The following is a 15,563-nucleotide window of genomic DNA, read 5'->3' as shown; positions in this document are numbered from 1 at the left end:
TGGCAAATAAATAGATTTTTACCTCATTATCAATGAGCTGAATAAATGGTTATTTAATGTTTTCCCAAAAGACGGTACAGCTTTGATCTTTACTCTACAAAACGTTTTCTAAATTCACTGGGTGTTAAACCAATAATACGGATAAATAACTTCCTGCATGCACCGCTATCTTCGTAACCAACTTGGTTGGCAATCAGCTCAAATGAAAGTTTGCTTGATTCTAATAACTCACAGACTCTTTGTATTCTCAAATGTTGAATATATTGTTTAGGTTTTAATTGTGTAGCTTTAAAAAATCGACGTAAGAAAGTTCGTTCTGTTAAATTATTTCGTGTGGCAATCTCTGCGATAGTTTGAGGCAAATAAAAACTTTCTTTAAGTGCATGTTGAATAGATAAGATCTGCGTATCTCCATGATTTAAAATCGGTATGAATTGGCGATAAAAGCGCTGTTCTCGTTGACCTGTGTCTATGACTAAATACTTCCCTAATCGGTGCAATACGTTAGCGTTGGTATATTGGCAGATTATTTCGAGCGCTAGATCTTGCCAAGACATCATGCCACCAGCGGTAATGATATTCCCTTGGTTAATTAATATTTTATCGACATTCAATCTGATCTCTGGAAATTTCTGACGAAAGGGTGCTTCTAATCCCCAATGGGTTGTCACTTGTTTATCTTTTAACAAATTAGTCGCAGCAAGAATAAATGTTCCTGCGCATGCAGAGCATAGCGTTGCCCCAGTGAGATGTTGCTGCAACAAACCTTGTAGTAAATGGTTTGAGGGTGTTAGGTAATAGTCACTTCGGTTACTTGGCGGTAAAAGAATAATAGTAAATTTCTCATTTGAGAAATCAGTGCTTTCACTCGAATCTATTATTTGGGGGATAAATTGGCAGTTAACGTTTTGTTCTGCTGCAATTTGATTTGCCGAATTGAACATCTCAACAAACCCATATAACGCAGATTTTAAACTGTTTGGATAATCAATAATCGCAATATTAATAACTGTCATTTTATTTTGTCATTTTTGGCTTGGTTAATGTCAATTATGACTCTGATAAGTCAATGACACAAATCATATACTAATTGCTCAAACTAATAAGCCATTAAGGAATATTGATGAATAAGCAACAAGCGCTATTAATTATTGATTTACAAAATGATTATTTCCCACAGGGAAAGTATCCACTGCACAATACAGATAAAGTATTAAGTAATATAAAAATAGCGATAGATAAAGCAAAGCAAAAAAATATCCCCATTATTCTTATTCAACATATTGCCGCAACGGATAACGCGCCGTTTTTTAATAAAGGAAGTGTTGGTGTCGCCATACACCCTGATATTTTAAGTCTCTCAGCAGATGCTGATATTGTTGAAAAAAGTGTTGCCGATAGTTTTCATCAAACAAATTTAGATCAAGTGTTAGCAACACATCAAGTGACTGATTTATTAATTGCAGGCATGATGACGCAAAACTGCATCACGCATACTGCTATTTCAAAAGCTACTGATAAATATGATGTCACCGTGATACAAGATTGTTGTACAACAGTGGATGAGATGATTAATAAGATTGCACTTAATGCGCTTTCAACGCGAGTTAAATTAAAGATGCTTTCTGATGCATTTTCTTAATGCATCATCTATAGAATGAACTTACAGCAAACGTCCTGTTTGCTGTTGCTGAAAGTTATCCATTGTTTGGGAAAGCTCAACGGTGGAATTGTCGTAACCGCTTTGAGTCTTTTTCTATTTTAATTTAAAGTTTTGAGGGATGTCATCTACGTGGAAGTGTTTATTAGAATATTTCTTTATGCCACTTAAACACTCTATCTCCATCCTCAAGAGATATGCGTATCAATTCTCCAGTGGAAATATACCGAATATATTTCCCTTTTTTTGTAAGGAGTAACGCCTCATATATAATAGATAATTCAGGGAAATATAGGCTATGAGATTCAAATTTTGTCGCTTTTTCTATGCTACTGAGAATACTTCTAATATTAATATCGGTTGGCGCGCTAGTCTTTGTTTTTAGCAATATTACTTTCGATATATCGTCTACGGTTATCACTGAAGAGACGTCTTTACCTATCCAAGACTCTGTATCTCCATTATTTATCGTCAAATCTACGACTTGTGGTTGGTGGTTATCAGCCATACAATTTAGCCCTATAGTAGTTAATAAAAGATAAATATATTTCATCGTTTTCTAATACCTATCATCTTATTAATTGGGTGTTCGTTCCCACTGAAAATGCATATTTTTTGTTTAACTCGTCTGCGCTCGTCGAGGCTACTTCGTTTTCTATATTGATTGATTTTGTCCTGACGGTGATTGACTCTTTTATCAGCGCGTTTTTAAAATAACTACTTATAAATTTATAAAGATTCGAGTTTTTCGTCTTCATCTACATATAAAAGAGAAAGTAATTTCCAACCATTATCGGTTAATGTTAAATGATATTCGTAGTCAGATATAAAATCATCTGCATCAGTATGTTGCGTAATAACTGTGGCTTTATTGTTATCGATAATAACCTGTAAAATGACTTCTTCATCTAAACAATGCGCTGAATCTGAAGCATAAGCAACGCCTTGTGGAACAACCGATGGTAAACAATACTTTTCAATTAATAATTTATAATTATCTTCCGCTATATCCATTCCTTTAATTTCATCTCTTTGATCAATAATAATGGATTCGTCATTCCAAATTTTGTAATCAACAATAAAAGATCTAACTAACTGTTCTGGCGATTCCATCAAGATTCCTTATTTCATTCTTAAATATTTTTTTGGTATTGTTGAGTTCAACGAGAGGATGTCCAATTCTTTTACATTCTCTGAACAACAGAGAAAGTAAGCAAAGAGATGGAACAGAATATGAAGAGCTTAATCCGCTCGTGAAACTACGCTATAGCATAACTCGCCACTGAATCACTTTCTAATTTAAAATATTATTAACTCGTCTGCGCTCGTCGACGCAATTTGATATTTATTGACTGTGTTTTCGCCCTGTCGGCGACTCTACTTTCTCTGAACAGCAGAGAAAGTAAGCAAAGAGACTGTCACCGAATCACTTTCTAATCCAAATAATGGAGAACTTTCTTTACGCACCAGTTCATACGGCACGTCCATGTGCCGGATGAACTTACAGCAAACGTCCTGTTTGCTGTTGCTGAAAGTTATCCATTGTTTGGGAAAGCTCAACGGTGGAATTGTCGTAACCGCTTTGAGTTTCGTTTTATTTTAGCTTAAAGGCAAAAGACAAGACCTGACCCCAATGTTTTTTCGATATTGTTGCTTGACTCGTCTGCGCTCGTTGATACATTTTGATTATTATATGCATTGTTTTCGCCCTGTCGGCGACTCTACTTTTTCTTGTCAGAAGAAAAAGTAAGCAAAAAGACTGACCTCCGATTCGTTTTTTAATCTGAATAAATAACTACCTTCTTAACGCACCGCTCAGACTCGACATCCATGTCTCGAACTGAGCTAGCAACGGCATCCATGCCTAACCTTGCTAAAGGCATTTATTGATTCAGAAAAACGAGACGGAGGGAGTTGTCGCAGCCGCTTTGAATATCGTTTTATTTTAGCTTAAAGGCAAAAGACAAGACCTGACCCCAATGTTTCTCTCTAATATTGTTATAAACAGATTGTTATGCATATTTAGTCAAGTGCATCAAATGCTCTTTTAATAGGGGCTGGGATTTCAGATACATCAAGATGGCGTCCAATGATGCTCCCCCAATCAAAGCTTTTATTCGGCCAGTCGTCAATTTTTTCTGCGCTGTTTATGGCAACTAGCTTCTGACGGATTAAGTTCCTCAACTTAGGTGCAAATTTTTGGTTAGCTTGCAAAGTGTGCCCTTGTTGCGCCATAGGAATTGCATCGATAATACTTGTAATATCTTGTTCTGTGATTTCAATGTCTTCACCATACATTTCACGCACTATCTGTGGCCATAGGCCAGTAGGTAATGAATCTTCTAAGTCTTGCTTACCTACAACAAATGTTTGTGCATCTTCCTGCTTGTTGGTGTCAGCGTCAAAGATATATATCGATAAATCGTCTCGTTTAGCAAAACCGTTAATTAAACTATCTAACAAATCATTTGCTACATCTTCGTTGGTACACCCTTTTAAGTTTATCAACTGAATATTATTTTCACGGAGTGTACAACCTGTATACTTACGGTAGAGCAACGGGATTAAAGCTTGCTCGGTATTACCTTCCACAACAAGAAATTTATTGAAAAATAGGAAGTCACTATTCCTTACACCCAATGTATCGAAAATGTCCCCTACCTCCTCTATGGCTCCTATTTTGGTATAACTACTTTCAATTTTGAAAGTGTTTATATCTTCTAGCTTTGAGGCATTAACGAAAATCGTACTATGAGTGCTAACCAATATTTGAAAATGTTGTTCCGATAACAAGCGAAGTGTGTTGATAAACTCTCTTTGAGCTCTCGGATGCAAGTGCGTTTCGGGTTCATCAAAACACCAGACATACCTTTTATTGGTTTCAGTTGCTTGTTCTGCTTGTAGCCTAAGCAATGCAAACCAAATTTGACGTTTTATACCTTCGCCTTGGTTATCAATATGCACACTTTCTTCAGAGCTATCTTTACCTACAAACAAGTCTGTAAGTTGATTTTTTAACTCAAAGTTTATACTGGCGCTGATACTTTCAATACTTGGAACTTCATTCTGGATTCCCAGCTCTTCAAGTTTTTGGTTAATCTTTGTCTGTGCTCGTATTCGTAACATGCCTGAAATTTTCTTGGCTCGGGTAACCTCTACTTCGATAGAGTCAGATAAAATAGCATTAGCCGCTTTAATTATGCCCTCTAGTGACTCGTTCCAGCTCAAGTAAGCGTATTCAGGGAAAGCTGCCTGCAAGTCTTGCTTCCACTTCTTATGTTTAGTGTCATCGCTAAACTTAACAAATTTATACGAACAAAAAACTGTATTTAGTATCGAACGTATTTTTTCATAAATTGTATAGCGTCCTTCACCATTATCATTAATGAGGTTCTGTTGCTCTGGATTATGAGTAGTGATAGCAGCATTGACTTGAGCTTGAGTCGAACTATAAATACTAGCTAAGCTCTGCTCATCTGGATGGTCATGAGAGTAATATATTTCAGTTACCCCTGTATCTGCGTTTATAACCCTAGCTTTATAAAAGTACCTACACTGGTCATCCATCAATCTTGCAGATTCCAGCACCCACTTTAGGTGGTTAGATATACCTTCAGCGTCTTTATCAAAATCTTCAATTTGAAACTTACCAATGCATACAATGAACTTTTGTTGATGATCTTCCGTTAGTTCAAATAGCTCAGGCAAGTCTTGCTCACGTAAGTGAGCATTAATTTCAGTTTTAGTTAATGCAGTATGAGATAAGTCATTTTTCTCGGTTTTATCATTTGGGATAGACGCTGAAAAAGACTGCTCTAATAACAGTCTTACCGAGTTCAATGATGTTGTTTTACCACAATCATTCTCTCCAATTAGTACTGTTGGAGAAATGGTCTTAATTTCAAGTGCCATTTTTTGAACACTTTTATAATTTATAGCAATGACTTCTTTGAGTAACATTTTACTTATTCCCTAGACCACCGAGGTTAAATTTTTTCGATATGCATAACGCCTAAATAATCGCTCACTGTTTTTGTTGGCTGTTGATTTTCTTGTTATTTTTTTGTTTGTATTACATCTACTTTCGAACGATCAATTGTACTTATTTCCTCTGCGCCATCTAATTTTATATAGATGTGTTTCGGAGAGGTTAAAAGTAAATTGCCTGCGAGGTTATTATTTTGTTTTAACTTAGGTTTTAAAATAACCTCTATTCCTCCTCCAACAGCATATGATTTTAGGCCAATAGCTAAAACTGATGAAGCTTGCTCTCTGAAATGTAATGACATAAAAGTAATTATAAAAATAACCCCTATCAGAGATCTAAACTGCTCACTTGGTTTTGCATGTATTAAAAAAGCGATATGTATAGAAACAAAAAAGCCAATAGCTAAAATATAAGCAACCCTAAAGTAATCTCCATTTTTTGGGATTGACATGACAACGATTAATAAAAATAATAGATTAAATAAAAGGATTCCAATAAATGTCCATAATTTAAAAGTTCCTTTTTTCCATTTTTCAACAAGAGAGATAACCCACCAAAATATTGCTAAAGATGTAATTAGCACAAATATAGACGTTAGAAAAAAGAATACTTTAAGTCCAAAAAGGCCATCAGAAAAAAAATCATACGAGAAGAACCCGTGATGCCCCATATAAATTAAAAATAATAGCAGAGGTATATGAGCAAAAAATATTGATGATAAAACAATTGATAGAATTCTAAAAACAGTTTCCTTTCTATTTTTTAAAACACTTTCTAGCATTTAAACTCCATAACTGTGATAAAAACATAACGCTGTGCTCTGCGAAAACTCAGGAACGCTAACGAGTAAATTTTCCGTGGTAACATATTGTTAGGCATTTCTCACCCATTCATAAAAAACTTTGAAAGAAGAGTCTCGTTCCGATAGATCTTCTAGATCTAATTTCTCTACGAGATCAGTTAATTTAGCTCGCATTTTTTCTCCCTTGTGCTGTCGGCGCAACTCTCTACCATCTACTCCGAGCCAAGCTTCAATTTCTGGATCTGGAATTGAGTACTCCCAACGATCTAGTTCAACACCACGATTTAACATATCTCGTGTTTTATCAAAATCATTATCTGAATCAGTAACAATTAAAACAGGGGAATGAGTTACGATATTGGATGCCGCGTTAGCAACTCGAGGGATTGTCATTTTACCCATGGCAACAATAATGTTAATTTTCTTTGCCAATCCATAAACGTTAAGGATTTTTGTTGCTAACAGAGCAATCAATTCACGGTCTGTAGCCCCTTCGCAAACAACCACTAAGTCTGGTGTCGTTTCGAAACTATAATCTTGCTTAACAATACTGGAAGACATACTGTCGTATGTAAAATCTTCTATAATCGTTTGCCCGTCTTTTGATACTTGTTCTACTTCTGTAGAGTGGTAGACAACCCCTTCTTCGGCAGCGATTCTGAGCTTAGATTTCAGCACATTTTTAAAGCAGCTGTTCCCAAGAATTGCAATATCAATGTCTTCCTTACCAAATAGGATGACGTTAAGAGATTTTCCCAAGGTCAATGCGTCAACTGCATCTTTGGAATATCCAGACATTGATATAAACACCCCAATTGTCCCAGATAACTTGCCATCAACTTTTCCTTTAAATTGATAAATGGATGAGGCGGGAAGTTCATCTTTATGCCATTTTGCCTCTAAGATGAATACACTTCCGTCTAGAAAAAATGATCCATCGATTTGTTCGCCTTCTGCTTTATAGCTTGATCGTGGATCCATTAGTTCGTGACTTAGGCAGCTTTTCAGTATTCTCTCAAAAGCAAACCCCCTCTTTCTGTACCAAGTGGATGGTGCATCTTCAGGTGGTACAAGCCATTTTTTGTATTCTTCTTTGAATTCCATTATCTCGATACTTACCTATTGCGAGTTCTGCCTAACATCTCAATTAAACCGATTTTTTCCACATTTACGATGGAAAGACGGAATAGTTTAATTTGATAAATTAGAGGTTACTTTAGTGTAATGAAGCATTAAATCAAGCTATTAAACAAAAATATAAAACCTTTCTCATGTAGAAACACGGAATGGAGTTGTTCTATCGGTAATAAAACTTTACTCAACGCGGCTACGACATCGCCACCGTTGAGCTTTCCCAAACGATGGATAACTTTCAGCAACAGCAAACAGGACGTTTGCTGTAAGTTCATCCGGCACAGGGAAGTGCCGTATGAACTGGTGCGATCAGAAAGGGATTCATTGTTTGGATTAGAAAGCGATTCGGTGTCAGTCTTTTTGCTTACTTTTTCTTCTGACCAAGAAAAAGTAAAGTCGCCGACAGGGCGAAAACACTGCAAATAAACACCAACATGATCCGACGAGCGCAGACGAGCTAACTAATAAAAACTACGTAGAAAATATCCATCCGCACGAAGACCATGGGAACGAGGAAGAACGAAGATCTAATCCGCCAAACTTATCCCTTACAACTCAACACCTTAAACTTATTATCCGCTGCTTCTTCCACAAACGTCTTATAAGCAGCATTCAATAACGGCTCATAACGCAAGAATTTATTCGCTACTATGATTAACTTCCCTTTCTTCTTCAAATGATTTTTTGATTGATTAATAAAGGTTTCTGCCGCTTCATAATTGGTTTTTTGACCTGAATGGAAAGGTGGGTTTGAAATTAATACATCGTACTGTTTATCTACTTTTGAAAACACATCTGACGCAAATACATTGGCTTTTAAGTCATTTTTTGCCAAGGTTAATTGCGCACTCGCTAAGGCATAAGCATTGATATCAACCATGTCTAATGTCAATTCTGGATACTGTTTTAATAGGTAACAAGACAACACGCCAGCGCCACATCCGAAGTCTAAAGCGGTGCCGTTTAATGCTTCTGGTAAGTTATTCAATAATAACTCGCTGCCTTTATCGAGTTCGCCAAAGCTAAATACGCCGGGTAATGAACGGATAGTGAGAGAAATGTCGTTGAGGTTGATTTGGTAATCTTTGATCCACTTTTCTTCTACAAAGGGTTTTACGGCTTTGCTGAGTTCTGCGTAGATCACGCTGCAGTGTTTTGCGGAATCAATCATATTGATTTGTTCTGCATAAGCTTCTAGTAAACTCGATACGCTTTTAATGCCGCATTTTTTTTCGCCCACTAGTACGATCTCTGCACCGGCTTTCAAGTGAGGTGTTAAGTTGGCTAGTAGGTATTCTAATTCTGGTTTTGCTTTTGGAATATAAACAAGCAGTAAATCGAATTGGCTGCCATCGGTTTTGCCTGAATAGTTGTGCGTGAAGTGGCTGTCTTGTAATTGGTTTTGTAGTTTTTCAAAGTAGCGATAGTCGTTAAAACAAAAGGTACTCGATGATGCCATTTTTTGTAATTCAATCGGGTATTGATCATCAATGTTGCCGGCCACTAGGATTGATTTTTCTGCGAATAATGCTTCATTGCGCTGTAAAACTAGGCTTGGGTTTGAAAGTGTTTGGCTTGATGACATTATTAATTCCTAGTAAAGCATGTGCTTATGTTTATATGGTAAGTATTTTGTTGCGTATTATAGAGTTAAATTCCCTGAGGCGTTAGAATTTTTGTTGTTCTTTCAACCCTGCGAGTCCTTGTAATCCACCTGTGTGTACCGCAACAATATGACTGCCTGCCGCAAAAGTCTCTTGTTCGATCATCTGCCACAGGGCAAATAACATTTTCCCTGTATAGATTGGCTCAATGGGGATTTGTGTGTGAGCTGTAAATTGCTGACAAAACTGAGCTAATGCTGTTGACACTTTTCCGTATCCACCTTCATGAAACTCTGTATGTAATTGCCAGTTTACTTGCGTTGCGTTAGGCACTAACTCTGGAACCACTTGATTTAGATATTCAGCATTTTTAAGCACAGCAATACCGTGAACTTTTGTGTTAGGCGAATGCTTGATGACGCCACTGATCAATCCCGATAAGGTGCCTGCGCTGCCCGTTGCTGTAAAAAGGTGATCAATCTGTTGGATCTTGTGTTGCGGTATCTGTTGCATTAATTCTGAAATCACTTCCTCAACACCGGGAATAGCAAAGGCATTGGTGCCACCTTCGGGAATAAGGTAAGTGTTTGGATAGTCTAGGGCGAGTTGTGCTAAATAATCTTGCTGCGCTTTGAGACGATAGGTTTTTCTGTCAACAAACTGTAATTGCATTCCCCACGCTTGCGCTTGCGATAAAGTTGGATTGGAGGCGTAATGCGCTTCGCCACGAATAATGCCCGTGACGTTAAAATTGAATAAGTGTGCGGCAGCGGCTAATGCATGAATATGGTTGGAATAGGCACCACCAAAGCTGAGTAAATTTTTAATGCCTTTGGCTTCTGCATTAAGTAAATTATATTTTAATTTTCGCCATTTATTACCCGATATGCTTGGGTGTATCAGGTCATCTCGTTTGATTGATAAGGTGACTTTATTCGCGGTTAATAACGGATGGTGAATCCTTTGCAATGGGCTTTGTGTAATCTGTTGCGATAACCTTGTTTGTATTAAACTCATCAAATGCTTCTTGCGTCTTAAAAAAAATATACCATTTGCTGTATATTAACTTATTATTTAACTTCTTGATTAACTTATTAGTTAGTTTTTACGTGAAGCAATGCGCAGATCATGATTGCGATTGTTTTTCACCTTGTGTGATTTTTAAAGGCGTTATTCATTTTATGCTTAAAACTCTTTTTTCTAACCGTTCAAAAAAATCGATTAGTATTTACTTCGGCATGAATAAGGTTGCTATTTGTGAGTACGTTAATGGCAAGCCTGTTTTAATTGCCGGTGAATTAATTCAATCCGATGATGAATGGTCGATCACTATTAAAAAAATGGTGAATGAATATCGTCTTAAAAATCATAATGTGGCGGTGGTGATTGGCAAAGATTTCTATCAGAAATTTGATATTGATAAACCTGATTTAGAAGAAAAAGAATTGCAAGCTACTTTGCCTTTTTCAATTAAAGATTTAGTGTCTGAAAGTGTGTTTGATTTGGTTGTTGATTATTTTGATAAACCCGAGCAAGTGCGTAAAAATGCACAAATTACCGTTGTATGTATTCCTAAAAAGCGTGTTTTACAATTGCGTGATCTACTCAGCGATAATGAGTTGCTGCTAAAAAGTATTACCATTGAAGAAATCGCAACCAGTCAGTTATTTGAAAAAAGTGAAGAGGCTAATATTTTATTATCTCAACAGGGTTCTGAATTATTGTTGTCTGTGGTTAAAAGCGGGCAATTGTATTTTTCATTGCGCATTCGCGGTTATAACGATTTGTTACCTATTCCTTTGACAGATGGTGAAAATCCGCTGGTGGACGGACTGAGTTTAGAGATTCAACGCGCTTTAGATTTTATTAATTCACAGTTACAAATTAATACCATTGGGACTTTATATTTAGCTTTACAGTGTCCTGATATCGATTTGCTCTCTTCCAAGCTCGCTAATTATATCGACAAACAAGTGACACCTTTTTCTGCAGATTATAATTACGATTTTTTACTCGCTTACGGCGGTTTTAACCAAGGAGCATCGGCATGAAAACCAGTATAAATCTCTACCATGCGAGTTGCCAACCGCAGAAGCTGTATTTTAGTTTGTCACAGTTAGTGATCTTATTGATGGCTTGTGTTGTTTTCTCGGGACTGGCTGCTTTTACAACGATTGAGGTTTCTAAAAACAGTGAAGCAAAAAAGATCAGTGCTCAAAGTGAGTTATTGAGATTACAGAGTGAATTTACAACTTTGCTTGATGAAGAAACAAAGCGTAATGCGGCGGAACAAAATACAAAGGTTAAAAAAGAGCTATTACAAAGTCTTGCTGATAAACAACATTTATTAACAAGTTTAGAGGCTTTGGATTTAGCAGAAGGGCTTAGCTTTCCTGACGTAATGTTAGGTTTGTCTGCAACGAATAGTGATAAATTAATGCTAACAGGCTTTTCGATTTTAAATAATAAGCTGAATATTCAAGGACAAGCGAAACAAGGTGAATTAATTCCTCAATGGTTAGCACGTATGCAAACGTCTCCTGAATTAAAAGCCGTTGCCTTTGATCATATTCAGATCATTAAACAAAACGGAACCTTTCTTTTTCAAGTTAATAATATCAACTCAGTTAACCAAGGAGTGAGATAATGAATAACTTGAATGTGAAATCTTTTGCGTCGAAGTTTAATGCTTTTTCTTTACGTGAAAGAGTCATGGTATTTGCGGCGGTTATCGTATGTTTTGCTGGTGGGCTTTATTTATGGGTTGTTGAACCTTTTGTTATTACTTCCATGAAGCAACATGAGCAATTACAAACGATCCATAGAGAGCAATCATTAGTTAAGTTGCAAATTGAACAGGTGCATTCTGCTAAGCTAGCTGGCGTTCAACAAAAAACTAATGCAGAAATCACTCGTTTACAACAAGAATTGCAATCTTTAGATAATGCATTAACTGAACCTCTGACTCAATTTGTTGATCCTAAAATGATGCCGTCGGTGTTATATCAAGTATTGGCGCAATCTAAACAGTTGAAGGTTAATATTGAGCATCTAAAATCATTGCCAGTTAGCCCTTTTTATACTGAGCTTGAGTTGCAAAATGAGCAAACTGCGGCAATTTATAAACATACTTTAGAAGTGAAATTGACGGGAAGTTATGACGATCTTTATCAATACTTACGTCGCTTACAAGCATTAGAAGCACCACTTTACTGGCATGCTTTATTGTATGAAGTGAGTAAATACCCATTGGCTAGTGTAACGTTACAAATGTATACATTAAGTAACCATATGGATTTGATCCGCAATTAATTGTTAGCGCATATCTGCTTTTAAAGGCTCGTTTTGTAAATAAGGAATAGGGCATGTTACCCAAGTTAAAAAAACGTTTAGGTGATTTATTAGTTGAAGAACAACTAATAACAGAGTCTCAATTAGCCAATGCCTTAAAAGAACAAAGTTCCCTTGGTTTAAAGTTAGGAGCCACTTTAATTCATCTTGGCTACCTCAGTGAAGATCAAATCCTTACCTTTTTATCTCGCCAACTTAATATTGAATTGGTTGATTTATTAAACATTAAAATCGATCCTAATGCGGTTAAGTTAATTCCTGAAGTTCATGCGCGCCGTTTACGTGCGTTAGTGATTGATGATGATGGCGACACGGCCACTGTAGTTGTTTCAGACCCTGCTGATTTACAAAGCTTAGATGTATTAGCAAGCCTATTAAAAGGCCGTGATTTTGATTTGAAAATTGCACGTGAAAAAGAGCTGATTGATTCCTTTGATCGAGTTTATCGTCGTACCCAAGAGATTGCTTCATTTGCTGTAAAACTCAACGCAGAGCACAGCGATAATAGTAGTTTTGATGCGAGTAAAGTGGATTTAAGTGGCGAAGATTCCGATGCTACCGTTATGAAAATGCTGCATTCACTTTTTGAAGATGCGGTGCAAGTGGGCGCTTCGGATTTACACATCGAACCCGATGAAAAAGTATTGCGTATTCGTCAACGTGTTGATGGTGTATTACAAGAAAACATTATTCAAGAAACTGGGATCGCAAGTGCGTTAGTTCTACGTTTAAAGCTAATGGCGCAACTTAATATTTCAGAAAAACGTTTACCGCAGGACGGTCGTTTTAATATTAAGGTAAAAGGTCGCAGTATTGACGTGCGTATTTCTACGATGCCGATTCAAGAAGGTGAATCCGTTGTAATGCGTTTGTTGGATCAATCGGCTGGTATTCTTTCCTTTGAAGAAATCGGTATCCCAGCACATTTAATAGAACGTATTACGCTGCAATTAAAAAGACCTAATGGTTTGATTTTGGTAACAGGACCTACGGGTAGCGGTAAAACCACAACGCTTTATTCGGCGTTAAATATTTTAAATAAGCCCGGTAGTAAAATTATTACCGTTGAAGATCCCGTTGAATATCGTTTACCACGCGTGAATCAAGTACAAGTGAATAGTAAAATTGGGTTAAATTTTTCCAATGTATTGCGTACCGCTTTACGTCAAGATCCTGATATTTTACTGGTGGGTGAAATGCGTGACCAAGAAACCATGGATATTGGTTTACGTGGCGCATTAACAGGACATTTAGTGCTTTCAACATTACATACTAACGATGCCATTAGCAGTACCTTACGTTTGCTTGATATGGGCGCGCCGGGTTATTTAGTGGCAAGTGCATTACGCGCGGTGATTGCACAACGATTAATTCGACGATTATGTAATGAGTGTAAAACGATTCAAAAGCCTTCATTAGAGCAACAGGTACTATTAGAGCAAGTGAGTGATGAGTCGCTTACTAGCATTGATTTCTATACTGCTCCAGGATGTCAGCGATGTCAGCATACTGGCTATAATGGTCGAGTAGGGGTGTTTGAGCTCTTAGAAGTGAATGAAAAAATGGTTTCTGCCTTACGCCTTGATGATACAGAAGCATTTAGCATTGCGGCTAAACAATCTGAATTCTTTAAGCCCTTGGCTTTATCTGCTTTGGATTACGCTAAACAGGGAGTGACTTGTTTAGAGGAAGTGTTTAAGTTGGTTGATCGCTTTCAAGTAAGAGACAAACAAAATGAGTCTTCTACTTCTTCAACATTAGGTGTTAATTAACAGTGGCGGTTTATAAATATACAGGACGAGATCAAGAGGGTGACCAAGTAAAAGGCACTGTTGAATCGAACTCTAAAGATAATGCACTTGAGCTGATCATGGCGAAAGGCATTATGCCTAATGATATTCAAGAGAAACCTAAGTCAAAGAAAGCGGTCGATTTGTCTGCTGTTTTCAGTTCTCAGGTTAAGTCTTCTGACCTAGTTATATTTACGCGTCAAATGTATTCCTTAAGTAAAGCGGGAGTGCCAATCCTTAGAGCATTAAATGGATTAGCTGAATCAACTAATTCCAAAATATTAGCGAGTGCTTTGCTTGATATCTTAAATAATATGAAGAATGGCTACTCTTTGTCTGCGGCGATGGGATTTCATCCTCGTGTGTTTTCTCAGTTATATATTTCATTGGTACAGGTCGGTGAAAATACAGGGCAGTTAGATCGTATTTTTATACAGCTTGCCGCTTACGTAGAGCAAGAAATTGAAACCAAAAAACGTATTAAAAGCGCGATTCGCTATCCTTCCTTTGTGTTGATGTTTGTTTCCTTGGCGATGATCGTTCTTAATATTTATGTTATTCCTGTTTTTTCAACTATGTTTGCTAAGTTTCATGCCGACTTACCTTGGGCAACGAAGGTATTGATGGGCACATCCAATCTGTTTGTTAACTATTGGGGCTTGATGTTATTGCTTTCAATATTCTTGATTGTTGTGACTAAGGTTTGGTTAAAAAGCGAGAAGGGGAGTTATCTCTGGGACAAGTGGAAGTTAAGTTTGCCTGTGGTGGGTTCAATTATAGAGCGTTCTTTATTAGCGCGTTTTTCGCGTAGCTTTGCCATGATGTTGACGGCGGGGATCCCGCTTAATAATGCTCTGTATTTAATTGCTTTTGCCGTTGATAATAATTATTTGAAAGAAAAAATATTAACCATGCGCAGCGAAATTGAATCTGGTGAAACTTTGCTAAAGACGGCAACTCGAACGCGTTTATTTACGCCTTTAGTGTTACAAATGATCGCTGTAGGTGAAGAAACAGGGCAAGTTGATGAGTTGTTGAATGAGTCCGCTGATTTTTATGAAAGAGAAGTTGATTACGATTTAAAAAGTATGACAGCGAAAATGGAGCCTATTTTAATTACCAGTGTTGGGCTTATGGTCGCCATTTTAGCTTTTGGTGTGTTTATACCAATGTGGAGCCTAATGAGTGTGGCGCAAGGCGGTTGATTGTTTAAATAAATTACGTGACTTATGTT

15 protein-coding genes are annotated in these 15,563 nt (G+C 37.0%); 6 read left to right on the top strand and 9 right to left on the bottom strand.

The features are described from left to right. Positions 1–89: 89 nt before the first annotated feature. A complete protein-coding gene (locus E2R67_RS06820) occupies positions 90–1,016 on the bottom strand; it encodes a GlxA family transcriptional regulator (protein WP_134290182.1) in 927 nt (308 codons plus the stop codon). 107 nt (positions 1,017–1,123) lie between these two features. Here E2R67_RS06820 and E2R67_RS06815 point away from each other — a divergent pair, with 107 nt between their 5' ends. Continuing rightward, positions 1,124–1,642, top strand: a complete 519-nt coding sequence (locus tag E2R67_RS06815) for a cysteine hydrolase family protein (RefSeq protein ID WP_134290181.1) — start codon at positions 1,124–1,126, stop codon at positions 1,640–1,642. Positions 1,643–1,805: 163 nt separating this feature from the next. Here E2R67_RS06815 and E2R67_RS06810 read toward each other — a convergent pair whose 3' ends face one another. The 8 genes from E2R67_RS06810 to E2R67_RS06775 form a co-directional block, all read right to left on the bottom strand. After that, positions 1,806–2,168, bottom strand: coding sequence for a hypothetical protein (locus tag E2R67_RS06810; RefSeq protein ID WP_134290180.1), 363 nt, complete (start codon positions 2,166–2,168; stop codon positions 1,806–1,808). Positions 2,169–2,389: 221 nt separating this feature from the next. Further along, on the bottom strand, positions 2,390–2,773 hold the full coding sequence (locus E2R67_RS06805; RefSeq protein ID WP_134290179.1) for a hypothetical protein: 384 nt from the start codon (positions 2,771–2,773) through the stop codon (positions 2,390–2,392). A gap of 909 nt (positions 2,774–3,682) precedes the next feature. After that, positions 3,683–5,620 (bottom strand): AAA family ATPase, encoded by a 1,938-nt coding sequence (locus tag E2R67_RS06800; protein ID WP_134290178.1) that lies wholly within the window; start codon positions 5,618–5,620, stop codon positions 3,683–3,685. Positions 5,621–5,715: 95 nt separating this feature from the next. Beyond that, a complete protein-coding gene (locus E2R67_RS06795; protein WP_134290177.1) occupies positions 5,716–6,429 on the bottom strand; it encodes a hypothetical protein in 714 nt (237 codons plus the stop codon). 90 nt (positions 6,430–6,519) lie between these two features. Continuing rightward, positions 6,520–7,554, bottom strand: a complete 1,035-nt coding sequence (locus E2R67_RS06790; RefSeq protein ID WP_134290176.1) for a TOPRIM nucleotidyl transferase/hydrolase domain-containing protein — start codon at positions 7,552–7,554, stop codon at positions 6,520–6,522. 128 nt (positions 7,555–7,682) lie between these two features. Continuing rightward, positions 7,683–8,006 carry a hypothetical protein gene (locus E2R67_RS06785; RefSeq protein WP_134290175.1) on the bottom strand — a complete coding sequence of 108 codons (324 nt, stop codon included), beginning with the start codon at positions 8,004–8,006 and terminating at the stop codon, positions 7,683–7,685. 119 nt (positions 8,007–8,125) lie between these two features. Then, complete coding sequence (gene rsmC, locus E2R67_RS06780) at positions 8,126–9,169, bottom strand: 16S rRNA (guanine(1207)-N(2))-methyltransferase RsmC (protein ID WP_243836972.1); 1,044 nt, start codon at positions 9,167–9,169, stop codon at positions 8,126–8,128. Positions 9,170–9,251: 82 nt separating this feature from the next. Continuing rightward, positions 9,252–10,205: a 1-aminocyclopropane-1-carboxylate deaminase/D-cysteine desulfhydrase gene (locus tag E2R67_RS06775; RefSeq protein ID WP_134290173.1), complete on the bottom strand. Its 954-nt coding sequence runs from the start codon at positions 10,203–10,205 to the stop codon at positions 9,252–9,254. Between the two features lie 164 nt (positions 10,206–10,369). On the opposite strand from E2R67_RS06775, the gene E2R67_RS06770 reads away from it, so the two are divergent. The 5 genes from E2R67_RS06770 to E2R67_RS06750 are packed head-to-tail and all read left to right on the top strand — an operon-like array spanning position 10,370 to position 15,534. After that, positions 10,370–11,239, top strand: a complete 870-nt coding sequence (locus E2R67_RS06770; RefSeq protein ID WP_134290172.1) for a hypothetical protein — start codon at positions 10,370–10,372, stop codon at positions 11,237–11,239. Next, positions 11,236–11,835, top strand: a complete 600-nt coding sequence (locus E2R67_RS06765) for a PilN domain-containing protein (protein ID WP_134290171.1) — start codon at positions 11,236–11,238, stop codon at positions 11,833–11,835. The genes E2R67_RS06770 and E2R67_RS06765 overlap by 4 nt, the downstream gene beginning before the upstream one ends. After that, positions 11,835–12,500 carry a type II secretion system protein GspM gene (locus E2R67_RS06760; RefSeq protein ID WP_134290170.1) on the top strand — a complete coding sequence of 222 codons (666 nt, stop codon included), beginning with the start codon at positions 11,835–11,837 and terminating at the stop codon, positions 12,498–12,500. Before E2R67_RS06765 ends, E2R67_RS06760 begins: the two co-directional genes overlap by 1 nt. A gap of 53 nt (positions 12,501–12,553) precedes the next feature. Further along, positions 12,554–14,311: a GspE/PulE family protein gene (locus E2R67_RS06755; RefSeq protein ID WP_134290169.1), complete on the top strand. Its 1,758-nt coding sequence runs from the start codon at positions 12,554–12,556 to the stop codon at positions 14,309–14,311. Between the two features lie 2 nt (positions 14,312–14,313). Further along, on the top strand, positions 14,314–15,534 hold the full coding sequence (locus E2R67_RS06750; protein WP_134290168.1) for a type II secretion system F family protein: 1,221 nt from the start codon (positions 14,314–14,316) through the stop codon (positions 15,532–15,534). Positions 15,535–15,563 lie beyond the last annotated feature (29 nt).

Source organism: Psychromonas algicola, from assembly GCF_004378355.1.
Taxonomy (GTDB): domain Bacteria; phylum Pseudomonadota; class Gammaproteobacteria; order Enterobacterales; family Psychromonadaceae; genus Psychromonas.
The sequence above is the reverse complement of the archived record's forward strand: the minus strand, read 5'-3'. Positions and strand labels throughout refer to the sequence as shown.